This is a genomic window from Nocardiopsis nanhaiensis, from assembly GCF_054778635.1.
This window is the reverse complement of sequence record NZ_BAAGZJ010000032.1, coordinates 20,197-46,858: the sequence shown is the minus strand read 5'-3', so window position 1 is coordinate 46,858 and position 26,662 is coordinate 20,197. Positions and strand designations below refer to the sequence as shown.

The following is a 26,662-nucleotide window of genomic DNA, read 5'->3' as shown; positions in this document are numbered from 1 at the left end:
ACGGCCCTCGGCGGTTTCAGTCACCGAGGGCCTCAGCCGGGCGCTACGGTCCCCGGATTGCGCGAAGACGGACTCGCCACCCGGTCCCAGGGCTGACAATGGAACCCGTGCGTGCCATCGAAGCCTTCTGGGAAGCGGACCTTCTACGCGTGTGGGGGCTGGACTCCGGTGCGCCAGCCGCGACGTACTCACGTAAACGGGTCCGTCCCCACCCCTACGCCCTCGACCACGACGCGCTGTCCCGTGCGCTGTCCGAGGTGCTCGGCCCGTCCGCTCTGACGGCCGCCTCCCCCTCGGAGGAGGTGCTGCACCTGCCGGGGATTCCCCGACACCCGGTTCCACCGCCCTGGTTCCCCGCCATGGACGGAGTACCCGCATACGATCCCGGCCGAGTATCGGTCCGTCCCTGGCGCGTGCCCGCTCTGGACCTGGCCGGAGCCGACGCTCTGGCCCTGCTGCGCGGCATTCGGGCACACTCGGACAGCGTCTCGCTGCCGCACCTGGCCGCCCTGCTGGACGCCGCCGAGGGCTTGGTCGAAGCGCGCCGGGTCCTGCCGCGCCTGGTGGAGGAGAACGTCCCCTACGGCGACTCGTACACGGCTGTGCGTCCCCGTGCCCGGTGGCGGCCCCTGTTGGATGCTGCGGCCTTCGCCTGGCTGCGCGCCCACGTCGAGGCCCTGCCGCCCGCGGCCCGCGCCCACCACGACCCGGACCTCGACGCACACGGCGCGGGCGCTGACGCGATGGCGTCCGCTCTGAGCACCCTGCGCGCCCTCACCGACCTCGTCGCCCGCGAACACCTGGTCGGCCACGATGTCGCGCTGCCCGAACGCCCGAGTGTCCAGCACCGGTGGTTGGACGCGCTGGTCAACGCCGACGGCGATCTGGGCCACTCCGTCCGTTTGCCGACCACCGGTACGCACCGGCTCGCCGAGGACCTGCAGGACTGGTTCGCCGCGGCCCACCAGTTCGCGGGTGCGATTCGGCTCGTCTTCCGCCTGGTCGAACCCGAACCCGCACCCCAACAGGTGAGTGCGGAGTGGGACGTGCACGACGAGTGGCACGCGCACGAAGAGTCGTCCGAACCAGCGCACGACGTGTCGGACGGGGGGAACGGAGCCGGGCTGTACGCACCGGCCGACGACCCCTGGCAGTTGCAGGTCTGGGTCCAGTCCGTGGAGGAGCCTTCCCTCATGGTCCCCCTGAGCCAGCTGCGTGCGGGGGAGGACGTTGACTGGCTGCCCCGCGACGCCGCCGAACCGGTCAACCGGGACCTGGTTCGGGCCGCGCGCGCCTGCCCGTCGCTGGCACGCGCCTTGCAACCCGAGCACCCGGGAACCCTCGAACTGGCCCTTGAGGAGGCGTGCGACTTCCTGGACCGGCACGCCACCGCCCTGCGTGATGCCGGGTTCGGCGTGCTCCTGCCGCCCTGGACCGGCGACGTCGGGGTGGCGACCCGGCTCGCCCTCTCCGAACACGGTCCCCACCGGGCCGAGGACGGTACGGGGATCGGGCGCACACTGGTCGACTTCGACTACCGGGCCGCGATCGGCGACGTGGAACTGACCCCCGGCGAGCTGGCCGAACTGGCCCGGCTCAAACAGCCCCTCGTGCGGCTGCGCGGCGAGTGGGCCCGACTGGACCCGGACCAGCTCCGCCGCGCCGCCGCCTTCCTGTCGGGCAAGGAGAGCGGGACGGTGGGGATGGCCGAGGCTCTGCGGATGGCCGTGCTCCCCGACCCCACCGCCCCGGAACCGGTCGAGGTCGAAGCGGACGGGGACCTGGGCGCCCTACTGGCCGGACGCGCCGAGAAGGCCTTCGCCCCCATGGCCGAACCCCCCGGCCTGGAAGCCGACCTGCGCCCCTACCAGCAACGCGGGGCCGCGTGGCTGCGCTACCTCGACGGACTCGGGCTCGGCGCGGTCCTGGCCGACGACATGGGCTTGGGCAAGACGGTGCAGCTGCTCGCCCTGCTAGCCGACGAACGTACCGGAGGGCGCGGCCCGGCGCCCACACTGCTGGTGTGCCCGACCTCGGTCGTCGGCAACTGGCGCAAGGAGGCCGCCCGGTTCACCCCCAAACTCCGGGTGCACCTGCACCACGGATCCGGGCGGCCCAAGGGGGAGGAGCTGGCGCGGACGGCGTCCGAGACCGACCTGTTCGTGACCACCTACGGGGTGTTGCTGCGCGACGCCGAAGAGCTCTCCGCCCTGGACTGGGCACGGGTGGTCTGCGACGAGGCCCAGAACATCAAGAACTCCCGTACCAAGCAGGCCGGGGCGGTACGCGCCGTCCCCGCGCCCTCGAGGATCGCGCTCACCGGCACCCCGGTGGAGAACCACCTGGGCGAGCTCTGGTCCATCCTGGACTTCGCCAACCCCGGGCTGCTCGGTTCCCGCGAGGCCTTCGAGAAGGGTGTGGCGGCCGACATCCAACGCGACCTCAAGGCGGACTCCGGCCGTTCCGCCACCGCGCGGCTGCGCCGGGTCACCGACCCGTTCGTGCTGCGCCGCCTCAAGACCGACGCCTCCATCATCTCCGACCTGCCCGCCAAACAGGAGATGCGGACCTGGTGCACGCTCACCCCGGAGCAGGCCTCGCTGTACAAGGCCACCGTCGACGAGATGACCGCGCTCGTCGACGAGGCCACCGGTATCCGGCGCAAGGGCCTGGTCCTGGCGACCATGACCAAACTCAAGCAGGTCTGCAACCACCCCGCGCACCTGCTCGGTGACGGTTCCCGGCTGCCGGGGCGTTCGGGCAAGCTGGCCCAACTGGAACAGCTGCTCACCGAGATGGCGGCCGAGGGCGACAAGGCGCTGTGCTTCACGCAGTACACCGACTTCGGTTCCCGCCTGGCCCCCTACCTCGAAGGCAGGCTGGACATGCCGGTGCTGTGGCTGCACGGCGGCACCCCGAGGAAGAAGCGCGAGGCCATGGTCGAGCGGTTCCAGACCAGTGCCGAACCGGCGCTGTTCCTGCTCTCCCTGAAGGCGGCGGGGACCGGGCTGAACCTGACCGCCGCCAACCAGGTCGTGCACTTCGACCGGTGGTGGAACCCGGCCGTGGAGGACCAGGCCACCGACCGGGCCTTCCGCATCGGGCAGGAACGCAACGTGCAGGTGCGCAAGATGGTCTGCGTGGGGACCTTGGAGGAGAGGGTCGACGAGATGATCGAACGCAAGAAGAGCCTGGCCGAGGCGGTCGTGGGCTCCGGCGAGGACTGGCTCGGCGACATGAGCGTGGCCGAGCTGCGCGACGTCGTGCGCCTGGCGCCGGAGGCGGTGGCCTGATGGGCACCGGGAACCAGATCTGTACGAGCTGGTGGGCGCACCGGCTCATGGAAGGGATGGCTGACGGCGACCACGCGCGGTTGGCCAGGGGCCGCACCTACCTGCGCAAGGGAGCCGTCTCCCAGATCACCGTCGACGTGGACCGGTCCGCGGTCGTGGCCAGCGTGGGGGGCTCGCGGGGGCGTCCCTACCGGGTGTCCGTCGTCTACCAGAGGGTCGAGGACCACCGGTGGGAACGCATCCTGGACGATCTCGCCCGGGACGGGGAGGCCGTCGCCGACCTGCTGTCCGGCGAGATGCCTCCCGACATCGACGAGGTCTTCGCCGACCACGGGGTGCGGCTCTTCCCCGACAGCATCGACGACTTCGGTTTCCGCTGCACCTGCCCGGACTGGGGCAACCCCTGCAAGCACGGCGCGGCCGTACTGTTCGCCCTGGCATCCCGGATCGACGACGAACCGCTCCTGCTGTTCACGTGGCTGGGGCGGCCCGAGGACGAGGTGGTCAGCGCCCTGGAAGGGGCGGGGCGGCAGCCGGGTCAGATGGGTGAGCTCGAGGTCGAGGTGGCGCCGCTGGCCGCGGCCGTCGACGGTTTCTGGGTGAGCGGCGAACCCGCGCGGCTGCCACCGCAGCGCCCCTTCGACCCGCTCGCACACTGGGAGGGAGCCACACCGGGTGTGGCCTCCCGGCTGGCACCCGTGTACGAGCGCCTCGGCCGCGGGTCGGTCGGGTGACGGGCAGCTGGACCAGGTGGGTGAGGGGCAGCCGGACAGCCGGTCCGGTGCATCCGGCACCGTCGAACATGCCCTAGCGTTGGGCCGTGCCAGACCCAGAATCCCTCGAAAACGCTACGCCCGCACCGGTTCCCGCACTGCTCACCCCGCGGCTGTGGCATACCGTCCAGGAACTGGATCTGCCGGTAGAGCTCCTGAGCGACATCCACGAGATCGGCGAGCTGATTGGTGACACCCTCCTGGACGCCGCCGCTCACCTGGAGAGCGTGGACCGCCCCGACCGGCACAAGAAGTGCTGCGGGTCCTCATCCCTGCGCTGACCATTCGCGTCGTGGCACCGACTGTGCCCGCAGCGGTGCCGGTCTTGCCGGGTCCACCCGTTCCGGTGGGCCCGGCAGGTCTTGCCGTCACTTCCGAGTGCGGGCGTTCAGACCGCGTACCTCAGGTAGACCACCCCGGAGTCGAAGGTGCGGCTCTCGACGAGCCGCAGCTTCTCGGGTCGGTTCAGGCCGGGGAAGAAGGGCAGCCCGTCGCCCAACACGACCGGGAAGACGAACTGCCGGTACTCGTCGACGAGGCCGTGCCGGATGAGCTCCGCCGCCAGGGTGGGCCCGCCGACGTCCACCTCGCCCGGGAGTTCCCCCTTGATCCGGGCGACCGCTCCCGGCACGTCCTCGCCGATGACCCTGTCTGCCCACTCGTGGGATCCCAGGGTCGTGGAGAACACGATCTTCTCCGTCTCCCTCCAGAACCGGGCGAAGTCCGCCTCCACCCGGGGCGTCTGCGGTGTGTCCTGCACGGTCGGCCAGTAGTCGGCCATGAGCTCGAACAGGCGGCGGCCGTACAGGGACGCCGTAATCGCGCGCGACTGCTCGTTGACGAATCCGTGGAGCTCCTCGTCCGGGAACAGCCAGTCCAGGCCGCCGTCGGCGGAGGCGACGTAGCCGTCCACCGAGGCGAACATGGAGTAGATGACCTTCGCCATGGGTTCCTCCGGTGCAGATGGTGTGTTTCCACTCTGTCCCGTACGGACCCCACCCGGACGTGAAACTCATCGCGGGTTCCACACCCTAGGCAGATCGCGGGGGCCGCACCTTGGGTGGTGGGCCGCCCGGACACCGGTCCCCCGCCGCCGGTGCAGCCCTATCCCTTGCGGGCCACGCCCCCGAAGTCGTCCAGGGGGCGCGGAGAACCGACCTCGGTGGGGTCGGGACGCCATTGGGTCACCGAGACCACGCCCGGGTCCAGCAGCTCCAAACCGTCGAAGAAGGCGGCGATACCCTCCGGTGTGCGGTTGATCCGGGGATTCTCACCCGACTCGTTCCACTGCCGGATCATCTCGTCCATCTCGGCGGGCGCGATGACGTTGGTGTCATCGCACAGCACCAGGAAACTTCCCGGAGGCAGCGCGTCCATGAGACGCCTGACGAGCACGTGGGCCTCGTCGTCATCGGTCACGTGCGCGATGATGCCCAGGAGCATCAGGGCTACCGGCCGACCCAGGTCCAGGGTTCGGGTCGCCGCCTCGATGATCCGGTCCGGTTCGCGGAGGTCGGCGTCGGTGTAGTCGGTGGCTCCCTCCGGTGTTCCGGTGAGCAGCGCGCGGGCGTGGGTGAGGACGAGCGGGTCGTGGTCGGTGTAGACGACACGGGCCGCGGGGTTGATGGCTTGGGCCACCTCGTGGGTGTTGTTGGCGGTGGGCAGCCCGGTGCCCACGTCCAGGAACTGGTCGATGCCTTCACGTTCGGCGAGGTGGCGGACCGTGCGGACGAGGAAGGCGCGCTGAGCGACGGCGATCTCGGCGATCATGGGGTTGGCGGCCCGGATGTGGTCACCCACCTCGCGGTCGGCCGGGTAGTTGTCTTTGCCGCCCAACCAGTAGTTCCACACCCTTGCCGAGTGCGGCACAGAGGCGTCGATGGACTGGTCGGGGGAGGGGCCGGGCATAGGGGGTCCTTCAGGTGTAAGACGGTGTGCGCGACCAACCTAGATCACCCCGGAGCCCCGTGCCAGGGAACCCGGATCCGCCGACGCACAGGCGGATCCGGGCCATCACCGGTGAACTAGTACCAGGTGCCGGTGCCGTACACGCGGCCGTGGTCGGTGGGCTCCTCCGGGTCGCCCCGGACGTGTGCCGAGGCCGCCAGCACCGCGCCCGCGCCGTCGGGGACGCTGGCCAGGCCGCCCAGGTTGATGTCGTGCTCCTCGCCGACGATCTCCTGACGGGTGGTCACGCCGTCGGCGGTGCGGTGCTCCAGCACCGGGTTCCAGTGCCCGTCGGACAGGTACAGGCCGCCCTCGCCGTCGTCGGCGACCGCCTCGTAGACGCCCTCGTCCTCGCCCACCTCGACGGTCCATTCGGTGCCGTCGTACCGGGCGACGACCGCGCGCCGGTGGGTGATCTCGTCGCTGTCCTTCCAGCTGATGTTGCCCACCGCCCACACGTCGTCGGCGGAGCGCACGAGCACGTCGTTGAATCGGGCACCGGGCTCGCCGCCGGGGATGTCGACCTCGGGGATGTCCTCGGGGGTCCAGCCGGTGCCGTCCCAGCGCTCCACGACCAGTTCCGCGTTCTGGCCGCCCACGGCGAAGACCTCCCCGGCCTCGGCGGCTCCCACCCCCGTGTTCACCGAAGGTGCGGGCTGCGGGGTCCACTCGACGCCGTCGAAGTAGGCCGCCTCGGCCTCACCGGCGGTGGGGCCGGACAGCAGCCAGGCGTTGCCCTCGCCCACCGCGGCCACCGCATTCGGCTCCAGCTCCGGGTCGATCTCGGAGGCCGTCCAGGACTCGCCGTCGTAGTGCGCCGCCGACGCGCCGTCGTTGGTGCGCGAGAGGGCCCAGATCTGGCCGTCACGTCCCGCGTCCGCGGCCACCGGCGGTCCCACCAACCCGTCCGGGGCGGTTTTCTCGTGCCACTCCTGACCGTCCCAGCGGTGGAACCACGGTGACCCGGTGTCCGACGAGTCACCGCCGAAGGCCCACACCTCGTCGGCCGCGGTCGCCGCGACCGCCGTGTACGAGCCGCCCTGTTCCTCGGAGCCGTGTACGTGCTCCCACTCCTCTTGGGCCTGCGCGGGCGCGGCCAGCGCAATGGCAGTGCTCATGCCGGCGATCCCGGCCACCACGGCCGCCCCGGTCCGCGTGCGTGCTGTTGTCCGTCGATGGGTAGGCGTGCGCGCCATTCCACTTCCCCCGTTGGCTGGAACATCCGTTGTCTTCGGCCCATCTTGGGCCGTTACCCAGGTGAGACGCCTGTGGCGCGCCTCACGTTCACGGTCGTAGCGGAGAATCGACGGGGTATCGGCTGCGACACGAGTGCTGGCCGACCAACGGAAATGGTCGAGCCCGGGGTCCGGGCCGCTGCTTCCCGGTCGAAGGGGTGCACCTCACACCCGGCTCACACCCGGTTCTGCGGCTCGTCGAGCCAGACGCACTGGGCACCCGCGGACACGGTGAGGCCGAACCGGGTGTGGTCCGGTCGTCCGGTGTCCTGCCACCACCGGTAGGCGGCTTCGAGTTCGGTGAACAGGGAGCGGGGTCCGTGCTGGCGGACCTCGTAGCCGCTCTCCTCCTCCCGCGGGCCGATGTGCCAGGACGCCCAGGAGGCGGTCTCGGGGTCGGCCAGGTAGACGGTGAACCGCTGTTGCGCCCCCGCCGAACCCGCTGCGCCCTCCGCACCGGTCCCGCCCTCCCCTTCCGCTGCGAACTCGACCCGGTTCAGCACGGTGGGCATGCGCAGGCCGATGGCGAAGGCCGCGTCGAAGTCGTTGATCGGCTCGTCGGGGTGGAGTGCGGTACGCGTGACCGTGGACCCCTGGTCCTCGGGGCGGGCGCAGGCCTCCACGGCCTGCCTCGGGGTGCGTTGGCCGCGCACCCACATGAACCCCACCCTGCCGTCGAAGCGTCCGTGCGCGGTGCCGTCCGGGCCCACGCGGAGGGTGGCGAGGACCCCGTTGTGGAAGGCGTTGCCCCAGGGGGTGAGGATCTTGCCGCCGGGCCGGGTCTGGGCGATCCAGTGGTAGGGCACGCGTTTGACGGCGGCGGTGCTGATCACCCGGTCGAAGGGGGCGCGGGCGGGCCAGCCCTGGGTGCCGTCCCCGGTGATGACGAGCGGTCCGAACCCCGCGCAGAGCAGCCGTTCGCGGGCCCGTTCGGCGACGGCGGGGTCGACCTCGACGGTGGTGACTTCTTCGTCGCCGAGCAGGTGGGAGAGGAGGGCGGCGTTGTAGCCGGTACCGGTTCCGATCTCCAGTACACGCATCCCGGGGGTCACGTCCAAGCGGCGGAGCATGTCGGCCACGACCGAGGGCTGTGACGCGGAGCTGGTGGGGAAGCCGGGACCGTCCCCGGTGCCGTCGTCGAGCTGGGTGACGACCGGGGCGTCGTCGTAGGCCAGCTCGAACCACCGGGCCTCGTCGCCGGCCCGGTCCACGGTGGTGCCCTCCCGGGTGGTGATCCGGTCCGGGAGGAAGCAGTGGCGCTGGACCCGGTGGAAAGCGGAACGCCAGTGCCGCGGCAGCACACCCTCCCGTTCGAGGCGGGCGGCCAGCTTCTCGTGCGGGGGAGTCAATGCTTGTCGTCCCTCTCGTGCTTGCCCGCGCCGGAGCCGCCGGTGCTCGTGCTCCGTGGCGGGCCCGGTGGCGGACCGGGTGGTGGGGGCGTGTGGGGGCCTGCCCGTAGGAGCTGGAATCGTACTACTGCCTATCGCGCACAGTGCCGCCGGAGGTTCACCGGGGTGCGTCCAGCGGGGGCGAGCCAGGAGGGCGGAGTCCAGGGCCGTCAGGATCCGCAGCCCTTCGGGGGCGTCGGTGCCAGGGGCGCCAGCTCGGTCTCGGTGTACTGATCGGCGGACAGGCCGCCGAGCCACAGCACCACCGGCCGGTCGGGACCGTGGTGGTCCGCGGCGGCGGTGACCGTCTCCTGCACCGTGTCGGGCCGTCGTACGGGCCGACCGCGGCGTGGTCGTTCAGGGACATGGGCCCCGGGCCCGCCTCCCATGGCCGCCTCAGTTCCAGGGTGCGGGTGTGTCTCCGAGGACGAGGACCTCCGGCACAGGCCCCTCCCTCTCGAAGGCCGCGAGTGCCTCCGGGGCCACCGTTCCGCGGCCCGCCGAACCCCGGCGGGCCACGGAAGGTTCTCTCAGGACCAGTCCCGGGTGTCGGTGATGACGTCGGCGTCGGCGGCGATCTCGGGGACCACGTCGACCTTGGAATCGAACCGCAGGGCGGCGCGGATGCGGGCGGACACGTCCTCGGCCACGCGCTCCGGGGCCGCACCGTCCACCGTGGTGACCTCGCAGCGCAGTTCGTCGCGGTGATCGGCACGCCGCACCACGAACCGGAACTTCCCGAGCCCGGGCATGCCGTCCAGCGCGGAGCTGGCCTGCTTCGGGTGCAGGAACATGCCGCGGACCTTCACCGCTTCGCCGGCCCGGCCGAGCACGCCGGCGAGCCGCGGTGCCCCGTCGGAGCCGTCGGGGCCCTCGACCCAGGCGGAGAGGTCGCCGGTACCGAAGCGGACCAGCGGGTACTCCGCGCGCAGCAGGGTCACCACGACCTGCCCCACCGTGCCGTCCCGGACGGGCAGCCCCGATGACAGGTCGCAGATCTGGACGAGGACCCCCTCTGCCAGCCGCAACCCGGAGCCCGGCGCCGTCTCGTAACCCAGCAGGCCGGTCTCGGCGGTGCCGTAGGACATGCGCACGTCCGCCACCCACGTCTCCAGCTCCGCGCGCAGCGAGTCGGGCAGCGGCTCGGCGGTGACCAGGGCGCGGCGGAGCTGCCAGGACCGGGGGTCGTGGCCGCCTTCGGTGAACCGCTCGCGCAGTGCCTTGAGGTAGCTGGGAAGGCCGGTGTAGGCGGTGACGTCCAGCTCCGCGACCATTCCGGCCTGCAGTTCCAGGTTGCCGATACCGCCCGGGACGACCGTGGCGCCGACGGCGGCGGCGCCTTCCTCGAACATCGCGCCGGCCGGGGACAGGTGGTACCCGAAGCAGTTCAGCAGGGTGTCCCCGGGTTTCAGTCCCAGGGAGCGCAGCGCCTCGCTCCAGCGCCACGGGTCCGGACCGGGCAGTTGCGGTTCGTGCAGCGGGCCGGGTGACTGGAAGATCCGGAGCGGGCGGACGTCGCCCGCCAGGTAGCCCCCGAACGGCGGATCGCTGCGCTGCTGGGCGATCATGTCGTCCTTCGACATGACCGGTAGCGCGTCGAGACCGGCCACGCCTTCGACCGAGCCCGGGTCAATGCCCGCCTCGGCGAGCCGCGCGGCGAAGCCGGGAACGCGGTCCGCGGCTTCCCGCACCATGGCGGACACCGCGTCGTCCAGGCCGGTGGTGTAGCGGTCCACGGCCCCCTGGAGTGTGTTGCTCACGATTCCTCCCATACTCTCGAGTGGTCACAGCCAGCGCTTGCGCCTCTTGTAGTGCTTGACGTCCCGGTAGCTGCGCCGCTCGCCCTCCTTGCCGACGCCCAGGTAGAACTCCTTGACGTCCGGGTTCTCCCGGAGTTCGGCCGCCGGACCCTCCAGTACCACCCGGCCGCGCTCCATCACGTAGCCGTGGTGGGCCACGTCCAGGGCCTGGCGGGCGTTCTGCTCGACCACGAGGATCGTGGTGCCCAGCTCCCGGTTGAGACGGGTGATGTAGGTGAAGATCTCCTCCACCAGGCGGGGGGCGAGCCCGAGCGACGGCTCGTCCAGCATGAGCAGCCGGGGGCGGGCCATCAGGGCGCGCCCGATCGCGAGCATCTGCTGCTCCCCGCCGGAGAGGAACCCGGCCACCCGGGAGCGCAGGTCCGCGAGGCGGGGGAAGTAGCCGTACACCATGTCCAAGTCCTCGCCGCGCACCCGTCCGCGGGTGTAGGCGCCGGCCACGAGGTTCTCCTGCACGGTGAGGTGCTCGAACACGTGCCGGCCCTCCATGCACAGCGACATGCCCTGTCGGACCCGCTGGGGAGGGTCGACGTGGGTGACGTCCTGCTCGTCCAGGAACACCTCGCCGGAGGTGATCTCTCCGTGCTCGCTGGGCAGGAGCCCGGAGATCGCCTTGAGCGTGGTGGACTTGCCCGCCCCGTTGGACCCCAGCAGGGCGACGATGGATCCGGGTGCCACCTCCAGGGACAGGCCGCGAAGCACCAGGATGACCTCGTCGTAGATCACTTCGATGTTGTTGAGGCGCAGGGCACCGGGGGCGGGGGCCGTGCCGCCCGGTGGCGTCTTCGCGCGCGGCGGGGATCCGGTCATGGCCGCTACGCTCCGGGTTCCATGTCCGCGGCGACCTCGACCAGCTCACCGTCTTGGACCTCGTAGACGCCGGTGCTGGTGGAGCCCCGGTGCGAGTCCTCGGTGAAGCTGACGGTGCCGCTGCCGACCACGCCGCCCGTGTCGACCTCGATGCCCTCCAGGGCTTCGCGCAGGTTGGCGCCGGTGACGTCCTCGCCGTTCTCGACCAGTTCCCGCATGCCCTCCGCCATCACGTGCATCGTGTACCAGCCCTGGGTGAAGTGCAGGCCCTCGTCGGCCAGCGACTCGCCGTGCTCCTCCAGGTAGGCCGCGGGCTCCTCGTGGCCGGGCAGTTCCGCCTCCGGCGGCGCGAACGGCTGGACGAACAGGTTCCCTTCGGACTCCTCCTCGCCGGCGGTGGTGATGAACAGCTCGTCGGCGCACCAGTTCAGGCACACGACCCGCATGTCCATGTTCTGCTCGGCGAGGTCCCGGGCGGCCTGCGCGGCCGGGGTGGACACGTTCTGGATCACGATGTGCGAGGCGCCCTGGGATTCGGCCTGGGCCAGCATGCCGACGAAGTTCGCGGTCTCGTCGGGCATGGCGTAGGACTCGTAACCCAGGTCGTAGCCCTGCTCCTCGATCCAGTCCTCGCCGTCGCCCACGGGCGCGGTTCCGAACGGCGAGTCGTGGTGGAACACGGCGATCTCGTCGGCGTCGTCCTCGGCCACGATGTAGTCGAGGGCCACCCGCATCTGGTCGGAGTAGGTCGGCCCCACCACGAAGTTGTACGGGGACTCCTCTGGGTCGGTGAGCTCCTCGGAATAGGACGCCGACATGAACGGCAGTTCGTCGGAGGCCACGCTGCCGCGCAGCGCTTCGGTGTCACCGGTGCCCCAGCCCTGGACCGCGACCACCCCGTCGGCGGTGTAGCGCCGGTACAGGTCCTCGGCCGCGGGCACCTCGTAGGCGTAGTCCTCGGACTGGGCGTCGATCTCCCGGCCCTCGATCCCGCCCTCTTCGTTGAGCTTGTCGATGTAGGCGAGCATGCCGTTGTTGTAGATGGTGCTGACGTCGGCGGTCGCACCGGTGAGGTCGGCGATGATCCCGATGGGGATGTCGCCGTCTTCGGCGTCCTCGCCGCCGGAGAACACGCTGCCGCTGCACGCGGTCGCGCCCATGACGAGGGCCGATGTTATGGCCAGGGAGCGGAGTGGGATGCGCATGGAGGGTCTCCCGTCAGATGGTTAATAGCGGAACGGCCAGAAGCGGAAATAGTCCTTGACGCGCTGCCAGATGCGGTCCAGCCCGCGCGGTTCGAAGATCAGGAACAACACGATGACCAGGCCGAACGCGGCGATTTCGAGCGCGGGAAAGTGTCCGCTGAGCCAGGGAGCGACGTCATGGAGTGCCCGGGTGAGTTCCAGGAGCAGCGGGGAGAGCAGGATGATGAACGCCGCGCCGTACACGGAGCCGGCCACGCTGCCCAGGCCGCCGACGATGATCATCGCCAGGAAGAGGATGGACTCCTCCAGCGTGAACCTCTCCCACGAGACGGTGGAGTTGTAGTGGGCGGTGAGCGCGCCGGCCAGGCCGACGAAACCGGAGGAGACGGCGAAGGCCATCACCTTGGTGTAGGTGACGTTGACGCCCATCGCGGCCGCGGCGATGTCGTGGTCGCGCACCGCCATGAACGAGCGCCCCAGGTTCGCGCGGAACAGGTTGCGTGCGGCCAGCACGGCGAGGGTGGCCACGGTCAGCAGGGTGACGTACCACATCAGCTCCCGCATCGGTCCGGTGAACTCGACGCCGAAGAGCTGGAACGGCCGGATGTCCAGGTAGCCCTCACCGCCGGTGAGCCACTCCCAGCGGCGCACCACGAACAGGATGATGGTCTGCGCGGCCAGGGTCGCGATCGCCAGGTACAGCCCCTTGAGCCGGAGCGCCGGCAGCCCGAAGAACGCCCCGATGACGGCGGTGAACAGGACCGCGGCGGCGATGGACACGGGCGCGGGCATCCCGGCGCGCTCGTACAGCAGCGCGGAGGTGAACGCGCCGACGGCGAGGAACCCGCCCTGGCCGAGGGAGATCTGGCCGGTGAAGCCGACCAGGATGTTCAGGCCTACGGAGCCCACGACGGCGATCAGGATGGTGTTGACGACGCTGAGCCAGTACACGTCCACGACGAACGGCAGCACGGCGAGCGCCAGGACGACGACCAGGAGGCGGGCTCGCTCGGCACGGGTGTGCCGCAGCGCGAGGTCGGAGCGGTAGGTGCGGTGGTGCACCCCGGTGGCGGTCGCTGGCATGGCCTCAGACCCTCTCTATTCGTTTCTCGCCGAACAGGCCGTACGGGCGGACCAGGAGGACCAGCACCAACACGATGTAGGGCACGACGTCGGCGAGCCCCGGGTCCAGGTAGCCGAAGGTGTACATCTTGATGAGCCCGATGGTGAGCCCGCCGATGATGGTTCCGGGTACCGAGTCGAGTCCGCCCAGGATCACCACGGGGAACACCAGCAGGCCGAAGGTGGCGATGTGCGGGTCCACCGCGGTGATGTCGGCCAGCAGTACACCGGCGATGAGCGCGCTCACCGCGGCCAGCGCCCACGCCATGGCGAAGACCCGCCGTACCGAGATCCCCATGGTCAGCGCGGCCTGCTGGTCGTCTGCCACCGCGCGCATCGCCACCCCGTGCCGGGTGTAGCGGAAGAACAGGGTGAACGCGGTCAGCACGGCGGCGGCGACCACCACGACCAGCAGCCGGTGCAGGGGGAGCGAGGCTCCCAGCACCTCCACCGTGCCGCGGGGCAGCACCGGGGCCATGGAACGGGCCTCGGTCCCGAAGATCAGCTGCATGACCCCGGTGAGGACCGAGGAGAGTCCGATCGTCACCATGATGACGCTGATGGCGCTGCGTCCGACCAGCGGGCGCAGGACGAAGCGCTCCACGAGGAGGCCGAGGACGATCGCGATCGCCACCCCGTTGAGCACCGCCACGGTGATCGGGAGCCCGAACAGCACGAACGAGGTGTAGAAGGTGTAGGCGCCGACGAGGAGGAACTCGCCTTGGGCGAAGTTGATGACGGCGGTGGCCTTGTAGATCAGCACGAAGCCGAGGGCGGCGAGGGCGAGCACCGCGCCGTCGGCGAGCCCGTAGGCGGTCAGTGTCACGAAGGTGGTCATGCTCAGCGCCGTCCCGTCCAGATCGGCCGGCGGCGGTACCCGTCCGGCAGTTCGAAAACGGACATGTCGAAGACCCGCAGGTCGATCTCCCGCTTCACGTTGGTGCCGTCCTGGTAGGTGACGGTGTTGGTGACCCGTGCGGTCTCGGCCCCGGTATCGAGGGCGTCGAGCACCTCCGCGTACCGTTCGGCGATGACCGAGCGGCGTACCTTCCGGGTGCGGGTGATCTCGTCGTCGTCCGGGTCGAACTGCTTGTGCAGCAGCACGAAGCGGCGCACCTGGACGCTTTCGCTCAGGTCGGTGTTGCCGCGGTACACCTCCTCGGCGATGAGCCGGTACACCTCGCCGCGCTGCGCGAGGTCGGTGTAGGTGGTGTAGGAGAGGTGCGCGTGCTCGGCCCAGGAGCCCACCGTGGTGGGGTCGATGGTGATGATGGCGGAGATCCCCGAGCGGTCGGGGGAGCCCACGGCGACGGCCTCCTCCACGAACGGGGAGAACTTGATCTTGTTCTCGATGAAGGCGCTGGAGAACTGGGTGCCGTCGTTGGCCTTGAGCACGTCGGAGGCGCGGTCGATCACCACGAGGTGGTCGTTGTCGTCGAGGTAGCCGGCGTCACCGGTGCGCAGCCAGCCCTCGGGGGTGACCGCCTCGGCGGTGGCTTCGGGCCTGCGGTAGTAGCCGCGGAACACCGAGTCCGAGCGGAGCAGGATCTCGCCGTCGTCGCCGATACTCACCTCGGTGCCCGTGATGGGCACCCCCACGGTGTTGAACCGGACGTCGTCGTCCCTGTGCACCACCGCGATGCCGCAGATCTCGGTCTGGCCGTAGATCTGTTTGAGGTTGACCCCGATGGTGTGGAAGAACCCGAACACGTCCGGGCCCAGGGGAGCGCCGCCGGTGTAGCAGCGGCGGATCCGGGCCAGGCCGAGCTGGTCGCGTACGGGGCGCAGGGCGACCGCGTCGGCGATGAAGTGCAACACGCGGCCCGCCAGTCCGGGTTTGCGTCCGCGGGTCCGCAGCTGGGCGGTGCGCTCACCGACCCGGTAGCCCCAGCCGAACACCTTCCGCTTGAGCCAGCCCGCCTCGTCGATGCGGACCTGGACCTCCGAGAGCATCGACTCCCAGATCCGCGGCGGGCTGAACATCACGTCGGGGCCGATCTCCCGCAGGTCGCTGCGCTGGGTTCCGGCCTCCTCCGGGAAGGACAGCGCCATCCCGGTGGACAGCCCGCAGGCCACCGCCAGCATCTGCTCGCCGATCCAGGCCAGCGGTAGGAACGACACGTAGCGGTACCGGGCGGTGATGGGGTCCACCGCGGTGAGGTTCGCGGCCATGGCGAGCAGGTTGCGGTGGGAGAGCTCGCCGAGCTTGGGCCGGGACGTGGTGCCCGAGGTCGTGCAGATGACCGCGATGTCGTGCGGGCTGGCCGCGGCCACGCGCCCGTCCAGCCAGCCGGGGTTTTCCTGCTCCCATTCCCGGCCGGCCCGCTCCACCTCGGTGAACTCCCGCAGCCAGGACTCGGTGTAGCGCTCGAGGCCGTGCGGGTCGTAGTAGACGGCCGTGGTCAGGTGCGGGAGCTGCTGCTTGAGTTCGAGGAGCTTGTCGACCTGTTCCTGGTCCTCGGCGATGACGACGCGGACCTCGGCGGTACTGAGGACGTGCAGGACCTCCTCGCCGATGCTGGTGGGGTAGACGCCCACGACCGCCGCGCCGATCGACTGCGCGGCCAGTTCGGCGATCAGCCACTCCGGGCGGTTGTCGCCGATCACGGCGACGATCTCACCCGCCTCCACGTCCAGGGACGCCAGGCCGTGCGCCAGGTCCCGGACCCGCTGCTGGTACTCCCGCCAGGTCAGGGTCTGCCAGATGCCGTAGCGCTTCTCCTGGAGCGCCACGGCGTCCGGGGTCTCGCGGGCGCGTTCGGCCAGCAGCCGGGGAAAGGTGGTATCGGCCGCGCTGTTGCCGTCGGCGGCGGTGTCCGTGCTCACCAGAGTGTCCTCGTTCATTCCTGTACCGCCGCGGTTCCGAGGTAGGCCGCGATGACGTCGGGGTCCTGCTTGACCCCGTCCGGCGGGCCGTCGGCGATGACCTTGCCGAAGTCCAGCACCGTGACCCGGTGGGAGATGTCCATGACCACGTTCATGTCGTGCTCGATGAGGACCACGGTGAGGCCGGCCAGCTCGTGCACGTCGAGGATGAACCGGGCCATGTCCTCCTTCTCCTCGGCGTTCATGCCGGCCATGGGTTCGTCGAGGAGCAGGAGTCCCGGCTGCATGCACAGCGCGCGGCCCAGCTCGGTGCGTTTCTGGATGCCGTAGGCGAGCGCGCCCACCGGGGTGTTGCGCACCTCCTGGATGTCGAGCAGGTCGATGACCTCCTCGACCAGTTCCCGGTGCGCGATCTCGGCCCGGCGCGCGGGACCGAACCACACCAGCGCCGGCAGCAGGGCGGTGGACATGTGGATGTGGCGGCCCAGCATCAGGTTCTCCAGCACGGTGAGGTGCTCGAACAGCTCGATGTTCTGGAACGACCGGGCGACACCCAGGCGGGCGATCCGGTGCGGGGGCTTGTTGGCGAGTTCGTGGTCGCCCTTGGGGGTGCGCAGCTTGATGCTGCCCTGCTGGGGCCGGTAGAGCCCGCTCACGCAGTTGAGGAGACTGCTCTTGCCGGCGCCGTTGGGACCGATCACCGAGTGGATGCGGCCCTGGACCACCTCCAGGGAGACCGCGTCGAGGGCCTGGACGCCGCCGAAGCGCAACGACAGGTCGGCACACTCCAGCACGGTCTCGCCCGCGGTGAGCTGACTGCCGTTCAGGTCGTGTCGGTAGGCACGGGGGATCACCGGTTATCGCCTCCCTGCGGATCAGGAACATGTCCGCCCGATGTGAGGGGCAACACACTACGTTTCCACTATGTGCAAAGCAATAGGTCGTATCTGGAATGTGAGGGTCTCTGGTAAGCTTCCGCTGCGTTTTATTCGAAAAGTGCGGAGCAGTGGAGGGGGAAGCAGGTGGCAGAGTCGACCCCGTCGGCCCTACCGGACGCCCGTGGAACACTGGGGACCGTCCGCAACGCCGTCGTACTGCTGGACCTGCTGAGCTCGGGACCGCCCTACCAGTACCTCAACGACCTCTCCGCGGACTCCGGACTGTCGGTGGCCACGGTGCACCGGCTCCTGCGCTCCCTCGTGGCCGCCGACCTCGTCGAGCAGGACCCGCGCTCCTCCCGCTACGGGCTGGGGGCCGGCGTAACCCGGCTCTCCGAGAGCTATTTAGGGCGCCTGCCGGTCCTCAACGCGCTCGCCCCCTACCTGGTGCCACTGCGCGACGCCACCGGCTGCACCGTCCAGGTCGCGCTGCTGGTGCGGGGCAGCGCCACCTACGTGGACCGCGTGGACGCCCCCGACGGCGGCATCTACCGCGACGCGCACCGTGTGCTTCCCGCGCTCGCCACCGCCGCGGGACGGGTCCTCGCGGCCAACGCCGAAGAAGCCGTCTGGGCCCAGGCGCTGGAGACGGCCGACCCGGAGCTGCGCGAGGCCGCCAACAAGGAACAAGAGACCTGGCGCCAGGCCCCCTACCTGTACGTGTCCGGCGCCGGTTCCGGCCCGGCCGTACTGCCGCAGCCGGACTCGGCCGAGCTCGCCGTCGGCGTGCCCGGCCCAGCCGACCGCTCCGCCGCCGCGCTCGCCCTGACCTGCGACGCCGACCTGCCCGAGAAGCGGGTCCAGGAGCTGGCGCGCCACCTGTACCAGGCCGCCACCGCCGCGGGGAGGACACTGAGCCATGGTTGAGGACTGGGCCGACCGCTGGACCCGGGCCGCGGCGGATCTCACCTGGGACACCCCGTGGAACGCGCTGCACACCCCCAGCGAACCCCATGGCCAGTGGTTCACCGGCGGCCGCCTCAACCTCGCCACCAACTGCGTCGACCGGCACGCCGAGCACGACGGACAGCGGGCCGCGGTGCTGTGGGAGGGCGAACCGGGGGACCGCCGCGAACTCACCTACGCCGAGCTGCGCACCCAGGTCCGCTCCTTCGCCGCCGTGCTGCGCGGGCTGGGCATCGGCGAAGGGGACCGGGTGGCGCTGCACCTGGGCTGGCTCCCGGAAACCGTCGTGGCCGTGTTCGCCTGCGCCCGCCTCGGCGCCGTGCACAGCATCCTGCCCACCCCGCTACCGGCCGAGGCCCTGGCCGAGCGCCTGGCCGACTTCCACCCCCGGCTGCTGATCACCCAGGACGGCGCCTGGCGCCACGGCACCATCCTGCCGCTGAAGGCGCGCGCCGACGACGCCCTGGCCGCGGTGGGCGGGGTGGAGCAGACCATCGTGGTCCGGCGCACCGGGGCGGACGTCGCCTGGTACGCCGGGGACCGCTGGTGGCACGTGGCCATGTCCTCCGCGGACCCCGCCGGCGAACCCGCGTCGCCCGACGCCCTGCCCGCCGAGCACCCGCTGCTGACGACCCCGCTGGCCAACCGCCGCGGCCGTCCGGTCTCGGCGGTGCACGCGACCGCCAACGTCCTGGCGGCCGCCTCGGCCCTGCACCGCTACGGACTCTCCGGCGGCGGCGTGTACTGGTGCGCGGGCGACATCGCCTGGCTCGGCACCCAGGTGCACGGCGTCTACGGCCCGCTGATCTGGGGCGACACCGCGGTGATGTTCGAGGGCACCCTGGACGTACCCGACCGCAACCGGACGTGGGAGATCGCGGCCCGCTACGGGGTCCGCACCATGGTGACCTCGCCGTCGGTGATGCGCCGCCTGCGCGGCTGGACGCACCGCGAAGCCGAGGACCGGCCGATGCCCTCGCTGCGGCGCATCGTCACCCTGGGCGAACCCATCGAGGCGGAGCTCACCGCCTGGCTGCACGACCGGATCGGTTCGGGCTCCCTTGAGGTGGCCGACGGGTGGGGCCAGGCCGAGCTGAACGGGATCGTGCGCCTGGACAGGCCCGTCGACCCCGCCCGGATCCCCGACCCCGGGCTGCGGATCGTCGACGAGGACGCGCGTGCCGTCACCCCCGGCACCCGCGGCGAACTGGTGCTCACCCGCCCGTGGGCGGGGATACTCCAGTCCCTGGAGGGGGCCGGGGCCGAGGACGCCGCCCGGCACTGGCACCGCTACCCCGGGGTGTACGCCACCGGGGACATCGTCAGCCACCGGGAAGCCGACGACGCGGGTGTACCGGTACTGACCTTCCACGGCCGGATCGACGAGGTGACCAGCGTGTCCGGGCAGCTGGTCTCACTCACCGAAGTGCGTGACGTGCTGAGGACGCATCCCTTCGTGGCCGATGCCGAAGTGTGCGAACGCAGCACCGCCCACCTGGGCCGCTCCCTCGCCGCCGCCGTGGTCCTGGTCCCGGACGTCACGGGTGAACCTGAGCTGGCCCGCGACCTGCTGGACGCGGTCCGCGAGGTCCTGGGAGGCCTGGCCCGCCCCCGCGCCCTGTGCTTCGTGGACCGGTTCGGGACGGAGCTGTCGACCGCGCAGCGCCGGGAGGCGCTGGCCGCGCTGCTGTCCGACGTCGGCAGGGAACCGTCCCGGCTGTCCTGGGACCGGATCGTGGCCGTCGCCCGGGCGGAGAGCGGGTAGGCGTGTAAGGGCGGAGGTCGGGTAACCGGCCGGATACGGGTCCGGGGTGGCCGCGCCCCGGGGCGCGGCGAGCCCCCGCCTTGGAGTCATCGAGACGGGTGAGAGTGACTCCAGAGTGGGGGGTCACGGGGGCGTTCGACCGCTTATCCACAGGCGCGCGCACGCTCTGGCAGCTGCCCGGGCGTGCGCGGATAGTTGAAGGTATGAGTCCTACGCCTCAGAGTCCCATGGCGGCAGCCGCCGCGACCGCGATCGGTCAGTACGGCGTCCTTACCTCAGCGCAGGCCCGGCGGTGCGGGCTCGCCAAGAACGACCTGCGGCGGCTGGTCCGGCAGGGGGAGTGGTTGCGTCCGCACCGCGGGGTCTACGTCGTGCGGTCCCTCATCCCGGAGAAGCGCAGCCCTGACCGGCTGCGCTGTGTGGTCATGGTCGCCCAGCTCGCGCTGGGGCCGCCCGCCTGTGCGGCCGGGCGGACTGCCGCGAGGCTGTGGGGGATGCGGGGGCTGGAGCGGTGGGGCGGGCGTGAGGTGCACATGGCTGTCCCGGAGTTGAGGGTGCAGCGGCGACTGGCGGGGGTGAAGCTGCACGGATGGGACGTGCGGCCGGAGGAGACCACCGTGGTCGGCGGCGGGGTGCGTGTTACCGATCCCGGGCGGACCCTGCGCGACACCCTGCCGGGGCTGGACCGAGACACCGCCGTGTGCCTGATGGACTCCGCTCTCAACCAGGGCCTACTCAGGAAACAGGAGGTCGTGGCCCTCAACGATGCGCTGCAGGGACGCCGGGGGTGTGTGGACGTGCGCCGGTGGTGGGGGTTGGCCGACGGGAGGTCGCAGAGCCCGCTGGAGACCCGGATCCGCCTGGTTTGCCGGGACGGAGGGTTGCCACCTGACGAACTCCAGCGCCGTTTCACGGACTCCGACGGTAGGACGGTCGCGGTGGTGGACTTCTGGTGGGAGGGGCCCCGGCTCATCGGGGAGGCGGACGGGATCGGGCCGCACAGCACCCCGCGTGCTCTGGCCGGGGACCGGGAGCGGCAGAACGCGCTGCAGTGGCTCTACCCCGGGGTGCGTATCGTCCGCTTCACATGGGCGGATCTGCACAGGCCGGAGTACATCCTGGCGCTGGTGGCGGGGGGAGGGCGCACTACCGGTGTCTGATGGGGGACGGACCGGTGGGGCCGCACGGCCGACTGCATACTGGAGCTATGAGCGACTCCACCGCCACGGGAGAACCGGCCGCGCAGTCGCCGCGCGCCCGGGTGGGCGCGTGGCTGTTCGCCCGCGTGGCCGGGCCCCAGGGACCGGCCAACCGCGACCGCATCCACAATGCTCCGGGGCCGCGCTGGTTCGGGCCCGACCGTCCGATCCGGCGCGTGCACGGTGACGCGGCGATGTTCGTCGGCGGGCTGCGCGCGCTGCTCTTCCAGTCCCTGCACCCCCTGGCCATGGCGGCGGTCGACGCCCACTCCGGCTATCGCGGCGACCCGTGGGGCCGACTGCAGCGCACCAGTACCTTCATGGCCGTGACCACCTACGGCGCCGACGCCGACGCCACCCGAGCCGTCGAACGGGTGCGCGGGGTGCACGCCCGCGTACACGGCACTACACCCGACGGGCGCGACTACCGCGCCGACGATCCGCACCTGCTCGGCTGGGTGCACGTCGCCGAGGTGGAGAGTTTCCTCCAGTGCCACCAGCGCTACGGCAAGCAGCCCCTGGACCGGGCCGAGCGCGATGCCTACGTGGCCGACACCGCCCGGGTCGCCGAGGCCCTGGGCGTGGTCGACCCGCCGCGTGACATGGCCGAGCTACATGCGTGGCTGTCGGCGTACCGGCCCGAGCTGAAAGGAACCCCGGAGGCCCGGGACACGGCCCGTTTCCTGCTGCGCCGCCCGCCCCTGCCAGCCGCCGTCCGTCCCGCCTACGCGGCTCTGGCGGCCGGTGCCGTCGCCGAGCTTCCGCCGTGGGCGCGGCGCGAGCTCGCCCTCATTGATCCTGCCGGTCTGGGCTCCGTTATCGGCCCTGTGGCCGGCCACACCGTGGTCCGCGGAGTCCGGTGGGCGATGGCGGCGAACAGACCGAAGCACTGACGCCGCACCACGGGCGGCGTCGCGACGGCCCGCGTCACCGAGAGAACGGATGTGTGTGCCATGTCCCGCGGACACGACCCCGCCCGTCGGGGGCCTCCACCCCCGGGGGACGGTGTTTTCTCGCTCCGTGTGACATTCGGGCACTTCTTGAGCACTCATGCTCGGGTGTGCTGGTGGACCCAGTTGGGTCCGGCCGGATCGCGCAGCCATACGCGGTGCTCGCTCTCGCCCGTCACGGTCAGCCCGTACTCGGTCAGGCCGGGGCCGGTGTCGCGTGCCACGTAGGGGTACTCAGCGTCGGCGCCTCACCCCCCGGGGGAGGATAAGGCGCCGACGTAGGTGGGCGTGTGGTGGTGCGAGCCTGCGGGGTTGTGTGCTCCGAGGCACTTCAGCCTGTTGCTCTTTTCGGCGGGCGACCCCGCCGGGGGGCGGGGGGAGCCCACGAGGCCAGCTCTTCCTCCGTCAGATCCAGCCCGGCCAGGAACTCCTCGAATCGACTTCGGAGCTTGGCGGAGCCACCCCGAGCGGACACCGGACCGATACCCGCCGCGACTCGATCGGTCCAGGGCAGCACCTCGGCCAGTCCCGCGAGCAGGGGGATGACGGCCTCGGTCGGGGCGGCGGGGGGAGCCAGGTGTCTGTCGATGATGTCCACCAGGACTTCAGCGCGCTCGGTAGCGTCCCAGCCTGCCCAGCCGACAACGCTCGTGGGTGAGAGCCGGGATGAGGTGCCGGAGGGGTAGGAGATGAACCGCTCGTTCGGCATATCGAACTTGCCGCGGTTGGCCCAGTAGGAACTCCTCAGGAAATCGGCGGACGTGAACTTCCGCGGTGTGGGAGTCACCTGGCTCTCTGACGTTCCCTCTGTTGTGTCCCCTGAGACCGCGGGGTGCTCCGCTCGCCACCGCTCTGCCCAGTGCTGCTTCCATTTCGCGTGCTTCTCAAGCCCTTTGGGACGGAAGCGGAGCGCGGGGAGAAAGGGGACGTGCTCCGGGGCCAGCAGTTCGGGCACCAGCTCTCTGAGGGAGGATTCCGGGTTGAGAACTTCCGCCGCCGCGGTGACCCCTGGGTCGTCCTCGAGGAGGGCGATCAGTTCGGCGAGGGTGCGGCTGGTCGGCCGTTCGGTGCCGTCCGCCTCCTGCGTGTACCAGAGTTCCCGGCGCTCGCAGCGGTCCAGCAGCCAGGACGTGACGACTGGGCGCCAGACTCGCTCCCAGGAGGGGGTGGTCCAGCGGTGTTTGAAGTCCGGCCGTTCCAGGATTTTCAGGGCAGGAGTGGACTCCAGAGCCGCTACGCGCTCTGTAACGGCGTGGCGGTACTCCGCGCTCCAGTGCGCGGGAGGTTCTGTCACTGGAGTCGCGGCGTGTCTGGCGAACCAGTCGTTTTCCTCTTCTCCGTCCGCGATCCTGTGGGCTAGGGCGATCTCGAATGCGCGGTGGCCCAGGTCGATCCCGTCGGGGAGTGCCCCGGGGGACACATGAGTGGGGCTTTCCGCGGAGACGAGCCCGTACGCCTCGTACAGGCGCCAGTCCAGTTCCTCTTGCAGCAGCACCATGCGCCTGAGGGTGTCGTTCCACTCCCGCCCCAGCTGGGCGATCCGATCACCTGCGGGTACAGAGGCGGAGTCAGCGACTTGAGCGCTTATTTCCTGCAGTTGGCACGCCAAGGCGTCGAGCCTGCGGGGCAGCTCCGTATCGGTCTGGCTAGGCAGGGGCAGGTCTCTCATCCGGGTGGCGGTGAACTCGTAGATGGTGTCCCAGGTGTCACCCGACCTGAGCTGCCCTTCCCTGGGGTTCCCCTTGGCGTTGCTGACCTGCTTCAACCAGAAGCACGCGACGGAGCTGTTGAGTGCGCCGAGGAGACCGAGCACGTCCTCCTCGGACACGGACAACGGCAGCTCGATGACGGGAGCCGAGTTCAACGGGGCGTTGTCGGCCTTCCTGAGGGCGAAGTGCGGGTGGGACGCCACCCAGGGAAAGATGATCGACCACGGAGACGCGTCCTGGTTGGCCGTCAGCTGATGCCAGTCGTACCAGGCTTTGCCAGTGGTGCGGAGGCGGTCTTCGAGCGGTGTCCGGTAAGGCCACAGCCGCCTCCGGTGCCCCGGCAGATCGTCGATGTCCACGAGCCTGGAACGATCGGTCCGGTCGCGTGGGAAGAATGCGACCTGTTCACTCCGGGCCTGCCAGTCGCGGACCTCGGAACCGGTGATGATGTCGATGGTCGCCGAGTCCTCGCCTCCCCAGCGGTGCATTGACGCCGGGGAAGCCGTGAACAGGTCGTCGGCGCCCGTGCTGGCGACGTACCCGATGCGCTGTACCTGGTCGCCCAGGGTCCGTGGTGAACGCAGCGATCGGAAGAGCGTCTCGGTGGACGGAGAGGTGAGTTGCCACGGGTGCGAGCGGTAGTCCGCCAATGGCCGTTCCTGTGAGACGGTCCACGGGTCCTCGCTGGGAACGCGTGCCAGTCGCCCCCGGATCGAGGTCCACACCTTGCCGTGCTCGGGTTCGGCGGGAAGGGTGGGCTCGCCGCGCAGGCCAGCGACCACGGTGACCGTGGATTCCGGGGTGGGCCTTCGGTTGCGTCCGGTGAGGATGAGAGTTGGTGTTCCGTGCCCCGGTATGTAGGCCCCTGAGGTGTCGATGATGCGGTCCAGCCTCACGGTGGGCAGGAAGTCCTCGATCAAGCGCTTGCCGAACTCCCGCCGGGCGAAAGAGCTCGATAGCAACAGGCCCACGCGGCCGTCCCAGCAGGTGAGCGAGAAAGCGCATTCGGTGAAGGGCACCGTCATTGCGAAGAGCCCGGACCGCGCGCTCGGGTAGGCGTCACGGTAGGCCAAGGCTTGCTCCTTGTCCCGGGGGACGTTGTAGGGGGGGTTGGCGGCCACGACGTCGTAGGAGGAACGTGCGAGCACGTGTGACTCCTTGGCACTCGCAGGCCAGGGAGACGGCGGCCGGGTGGGTGTTGGCGCGAAGAGGTCCGCCGAGGAGGGGGCACGCTCGCCCGCAAGGAGGGAATCCGCCTCGACCACGATCACCCGCCAGTTCGCCTCTTCGGCCCGACCGACGCCTCCGGAGAGCCGAAGAGCTTCCACCGCCAGCCGGAACCGGCTGACCATGACCGCGATCGGGTTCCGGTCGGCTCCGTGGACACAGGAGAGGGCGATCTCGACCGCCCTGTCCGGGGAGAGTCCGGGGTCCTCGGCGCGGACCTGGTCGAACACCCGGTGCAGAGCTTTCAGTAGGAAGCCGCCGGAGCCGCATGCGGGGTCGATGAACCGGATCCCGTGCTCGGTGACGGGCGCGGCCTCCTCCAACGCCGGGTCCAGCGTCTGGCGCAGGATCTCGTCGATGACGAAGCCCGGGGTGGTGAGCAGGGCGTCCATCTTGCGCGCGGTTTCCGACAGTTCCTGGTACAGCCCCCCGAAGAGCTCGGTGTTCGATTCCTCGCTTGAGCCTGAGGCGTGGGCCTTGGTGGCCTCCTTCATGGCCGCGCGGCCGTCCCCTCGGAGGTAGGTCAGCAAGCGGTGGGCGACCGCCGCACTCGGTCGGTACGTTCGCCACGATCCGGTGTCGGGGGAGAAGGCGGGGCCCAAGACGGGGTGTTCCCGAACCATGCTGTCCATCGCCTGTTCGAGTGTGTGTACTGGATCTTCGTGCGGACGGCGGTTGTCCGAAACGCCCGCTTCCTCCGTGGGGCCCGATCCGTGCGTGGGGCCCGGGTCAGAGGGCTCGCCCAGACCCAGCACTGTGGTGTCCACGAGCCCTTCTTGCTCACAGAAAGTGACGAACGTCGGGGCGAGGGCCCACATGGCGGCGGCGCACTCGATGTCGCGCCACGCCGTCGAGGAGGCCGAGACGGTTCCTCGGAAGTCGTCGAGGACGTGGAGCGTAAGTGAGCGGAGCTCTCTCAAGAGTGACGCGTAAGCCATGCCCTGCCTTCTCGATGGTGGATGTGTCCTGTTCATGGTCGCGAATATGCCGCCGTGGGGTGGTCCTCGGCCTCGGATCTCAGCATAATCTACATCATGAGTGCTTTAATTATTTGTGGGTGCTGAGATTGGCCGCTACATTGGGACCGTCCGACACCGCGACTGTGTCCCGCCCAGCTCCGCGGACCGCACCGTGCCCCTGCCCGTGACGTTCCGTTACCCCCCAAGAAAGGGGCCTTCCGCCCATGACCTCCCACGTTCTCGTGGTTCTCGCCTTCTTCGCCGTTATCGCTCTACTGAGCCTGGTAGTCGCCCTGGCCGCAGCTCTGGTCACCCGAGAGGACGGCAAGCCGTGGTCCGCGGCCATCCGGTTGGCCGGGACGGCCGTCCCGGCCACGGTGGTCGCGGTTACCGCGGTGGCGGCTTTCGTCTTCTCCGTGCTCGGGTGATGCCGGATACGGGGTCCGGGACAGGCGGCCCCGGACCGGTCGGCCCCTGAGATCCGCTGTCGGCACATGCACCATCCCGCCCACTGCCATCCGCGCTCCCGCCAGCCCTCCTCCCTCCATCCACCCGGTTCCCCAGCAGCCAGCAATCGGTGTCGTCGGCCA

22 protein-coding genes are annotated in these 26,662 nt (G+C 70.5%); 8 read left to right on the top strand and 14 right to left on the bottom strand.

All coding sequences use genetic code 11. From position 1 onward, the window contains the following. The first annotated feature begins 107 nt into the window (after positions 1–107). The 3 genes from ACYVD1_RS16960 to ACYVD1_RS16950 all read left to right on the top strand — a co-directional run bounded on the left by ACYVD1_RS16960 (position 108) and on the right by ACYVD1_RS16950 (position 4,347). The gene (locus ACYVD1_RS16960) at positions 108–3,293 is read left to right on the top strand and encodes an SNF2-related protein (RefSeq protein WP_460773373.1); all 3,186 of its coding nucleotides are present in this window, start codon (positions 108–110) and stop codon (positions 3,291–3,293) included. Next, positions 3,293–4,027 (top strand): SWIM zinc finger family protein, encoded by a 735-nt coding sequence (locus ACYVD1_RS16955; RefSeq protein WP_460773371.1) that lies wholly within the window; start codon positions 3,293–3,295, stop codon positions 4,025–4,027. Before ACYVD1_RS16960 ends, ACYVD1_RS16955 begins: the two co-directional genes overlap by 1 nt. An 86-nt stretch (positions 4,028–4,113) precedes the next feature. Then, the gene (locus ACYVD1_RS16950; protein ID WP_460773368.1) at positions 4,114–4,347 is read left to right on the top strand and encodes a hypothetical protein; all 234 of its coding nucleotides are present in this window, start codon (positions 4,114–4,116) and stop codon (positions 4,345–4,347) included. 107 nt (positions 4,348–4,454) lie between these two features. Here ACYVD1_RS16950 and ACYVD1_RS16945 read toward each other — a convergent pair whose 3' ends face one another. From ACYVD1_RS16945 to ACYVD1_RS16890, 12 genes are all read right to left on the bottom strand, one after another. Continuing rightward, positions 4,455–5,012, bottom strand: coding sequence for a dihydrofolate reductase family protein (locus ACYVD1_RS16945; RefSeq protein WP_460773365.1), 558 nt, complete (start codon positions 5,010–5,012; stop codon positions 4,455–4,457). 158 nt (positions 5,013–5,170) lie between these two features. After that, positions 5,171–5,974: an SAM-dependent methyltransferase gene (locus ACYVD1_RS16940; protein WP_460773363.1), complete on the bottom strand. Its 804-nt coding sequence runs from the start codon at positions 5,972–5,974 to the stop codon at positions 5,171–5,173. Between the two features lie 116 nt (positions 5,975–6,090). Continuing rightward, positions 6,091–7,131: a hypothetical protein gene (locus tag ACYVD1_RS16935; RefSeq protein WP_460773360.1), complete on the bottom strand. Its 1,041-nt coding sequence runs from the start codon at positions 7,129–7,131 to the stop codon at positions 6,091–6,093. Positions 7,132–7,424: 293 nt separating this feature from the next. Continuing rightward, the gene (locus ACYVD1_RS16930) at positions 7,425–8,597 is read right to left on the bottom strand and encodes a methyltransferase domain-containing protein (RefSeq protein ID WP_460773357.1); all 1,173 of its coding nucleotides are present in this window, start codon (positions 8,595–8,597) and stop codon (positions 7,425–7,427) included. Between the two features lie 209 nt (positions 8,598–8,806). Continuing rightward, a complete protein-coding gene (locus ACYVD1_RS16925) occupies positions 8,807–8,953 on the bottom strand; it encodes a hypothetical protein (protein ID WP_460773354.1) in 147 nt (48 codons plus the stop codon). 213 nt (positions 8,954–9,166) lie between these two features. Continuing rightward, entirely contained in the window at positions 9,167–10,396 is a 1,230-nt protein-coding gene (locus ACYVD1_RS16920) for a phenylacetate--CoA ligase family protein (RefSeq protein ID WP_460773352.1), read from the bottom strand. Between the two features lie 24 nt (positions 10,397–10,420). After that, the gene (locus ACYVD1_RS16915; protein WP_460773349.1) at positions 10,421–11,266 is read right to left on the bottom strand and encodes an ABC transporter ATP-binding protein; all 846 of its coding nucleotides are present in this window, start codon (positions 11,264–11,266) and stop codon (positions 10,421–10,423) included. Between the two features lie 5 nt (positions 11,267–11,271). After that, a complete protein-coding gene (locus ACYVD1_RS16910; RefSeq protein ID WP_460773347.1) occupies positions 11,272–12,426 on the bottom strand; it encodes an ABC transporter substrate-binding protein in 1,155 nt (384 codons plus the stop codon). 66 nt (positions 12,427–12,492) lie between these two features. Next, the gene (locus tag ACYVD1_RS16905) at positions 12,493–13,554 is read right to left on the bottom strand and encodes a branched-chain amino acid ABC transporter permease (protein ID WP_460773345.1); all 1,062 of its coding nucleotides are present in this window, start codon (positions 13,552–13,554) and stop codon (positions 12,493–12,495) included. A gap of 4 nt (positions 13,555–13,558) precedes the next feature. Beyond that, on the bottom strand, positions 13,559–14,431 hold the full coding sequence (locus tag ACYVD1_RS16900) for a branched-chain amino acid ABC transporter permease (RefSeq protein ID WP_460773342.1): 873 nt from the start codon (positions 14,429–14,431) through the stop codon (positions 13,559–13,561). Between the two features lie 2 nt (positions 14,432–14,433). Further along, positions 14,434–16,437, bottom strand: a complete 2,004-nt coding sequence (locus tag ACYVD1_RS16895) for an AMP-binding protein (RefSeq protein ID WP_460773339.1) — start codon at positions 16,435–16,437, stop codon at positions 14,434–14,436. Beyond that, a complete protein-coding gene (locus ACYVD1_RS16890; RefSeq protein ID WP_460773336.1) occupies positions 16,434–17,273 on the bottom strand; it encodes an ABC transporter ATP-binding protein in 840 nt (279 codons plus the stop codon). The genes ACYVD1_RS16895 and ACYVD1_RS16890 overlap by 4 nt, the downstream gene beginning before the upstream one ends. A 168-nt stretch (positions 17,274–17,441) precedes the next feature. Between ACYVD1_RS16890 and ACYVD1_RS16885 the strand changes: the two genes are divergently transcribed. The 4 genes from ACYVD1_RS16885 to ACYVD1_RS16870 all read left to right on the top strand — a co-directional run bounded on the left by ACYVD1_RS16885 (position 17,442) and on the right by ACYVD1_RS16870 (position 22,120). Next, entirely contained in the window at positions 17,442–18,224 is a 783-nt protein-coding gene (locus tag ACYVD1_RS16885; protein WP_460773333.1) for an IclR family transcriptional regulator, read from the top strand. Continuing rightward, complete coding sequence (locus ACYVD1_RS16880) at positions 18,217–20,028, top strand: AMP-binding protein (RefSeq protein WP_460773330.1); 1,812 nt, start codon at positions 18,217–18,219, stop codon at positions 20,026–20,028. The genes ACYVD1_RS16885 and ACYVD1_RS16880 overlap by 8 nt, the downstream gene beginning before the upstream one ends. A 203-nt stretch (positions 20,029–20,231) precedes the next feature. Next, positions 20,232–21,188 (top strand): type IV toxin-antitoxin system AbiEi family antitoxin domain-containing protein, encoded by a 957-nt coding sequence (locus tag ACYVD1_RS16875; RefSeq protein WP_460773327.1) that lies wholly within the window; start codon positions 20,232–20,234, stop codon positions 21,186–21,188. 47 nt (positions 21,189–21,235) lie between these two features. Next, the gene (locus tag ACYVD1_RS16870; protein WP_460773323.1) at positions 21,236–22,120 is read left to right on the top strand and encodes an oxygenase MpaB family protein; all 885 of its coding nucleotides are present in this window, start codon (positions 21,236–21,238) and stop codon (positions 22,118–22,120) included. Between the two features lie 155 nt (positions 22,121–22,275). On the opposite strand, the gene ACYVD1_RS16865 is transcribed toward ACYVD1_RS16870, so the two are convergent. Further along, positions 22,276–22,401 (bottom strand): hypothetical protein, encoded by a 126-nt coding sequence (locus ACYVD1_RS16865; protein ID WP_460773319.1) that lies wholly within the window; start codon positions 22,399–22,401, stop codon positions 22,276–22,278. A gap of 107 nt (positions 22,402–22,508) precedes the next feature. Continuing rightward, the gene (pglX, locus tag ACYVD1_RS16860) at positions 22,509–26,051 is read right to left on the bottom strand and encodes a BREX-2 system adenine-specific DNA-methyltransferase PglX (protein ID WP_460773317.1); all 3,543 of its coding nucleotides are present in this window, start codon (positions 26,049–26,051) and stop codon (positions 22,509–22,511) included. A gap of 245 nt (positions 26,052–26,296) precedes the next feature. Between pglX and ACYVD1_RS16855 the strand changes: the two genes are divergently transcribed. Continuing rightward, positions 26,297–26,500: a hypothetical protein gene (locus tag ACYVD1_RS16855; RefSeq protein WP_460745940.1), complete on the top strand. Its 204-nt coding sequence runs from the start codon at positions 26,297–26,299 to the stop codon at positions 26,498–26,500. Positions 26,501–26,662 lie beyond the last annotated feature (162 nt).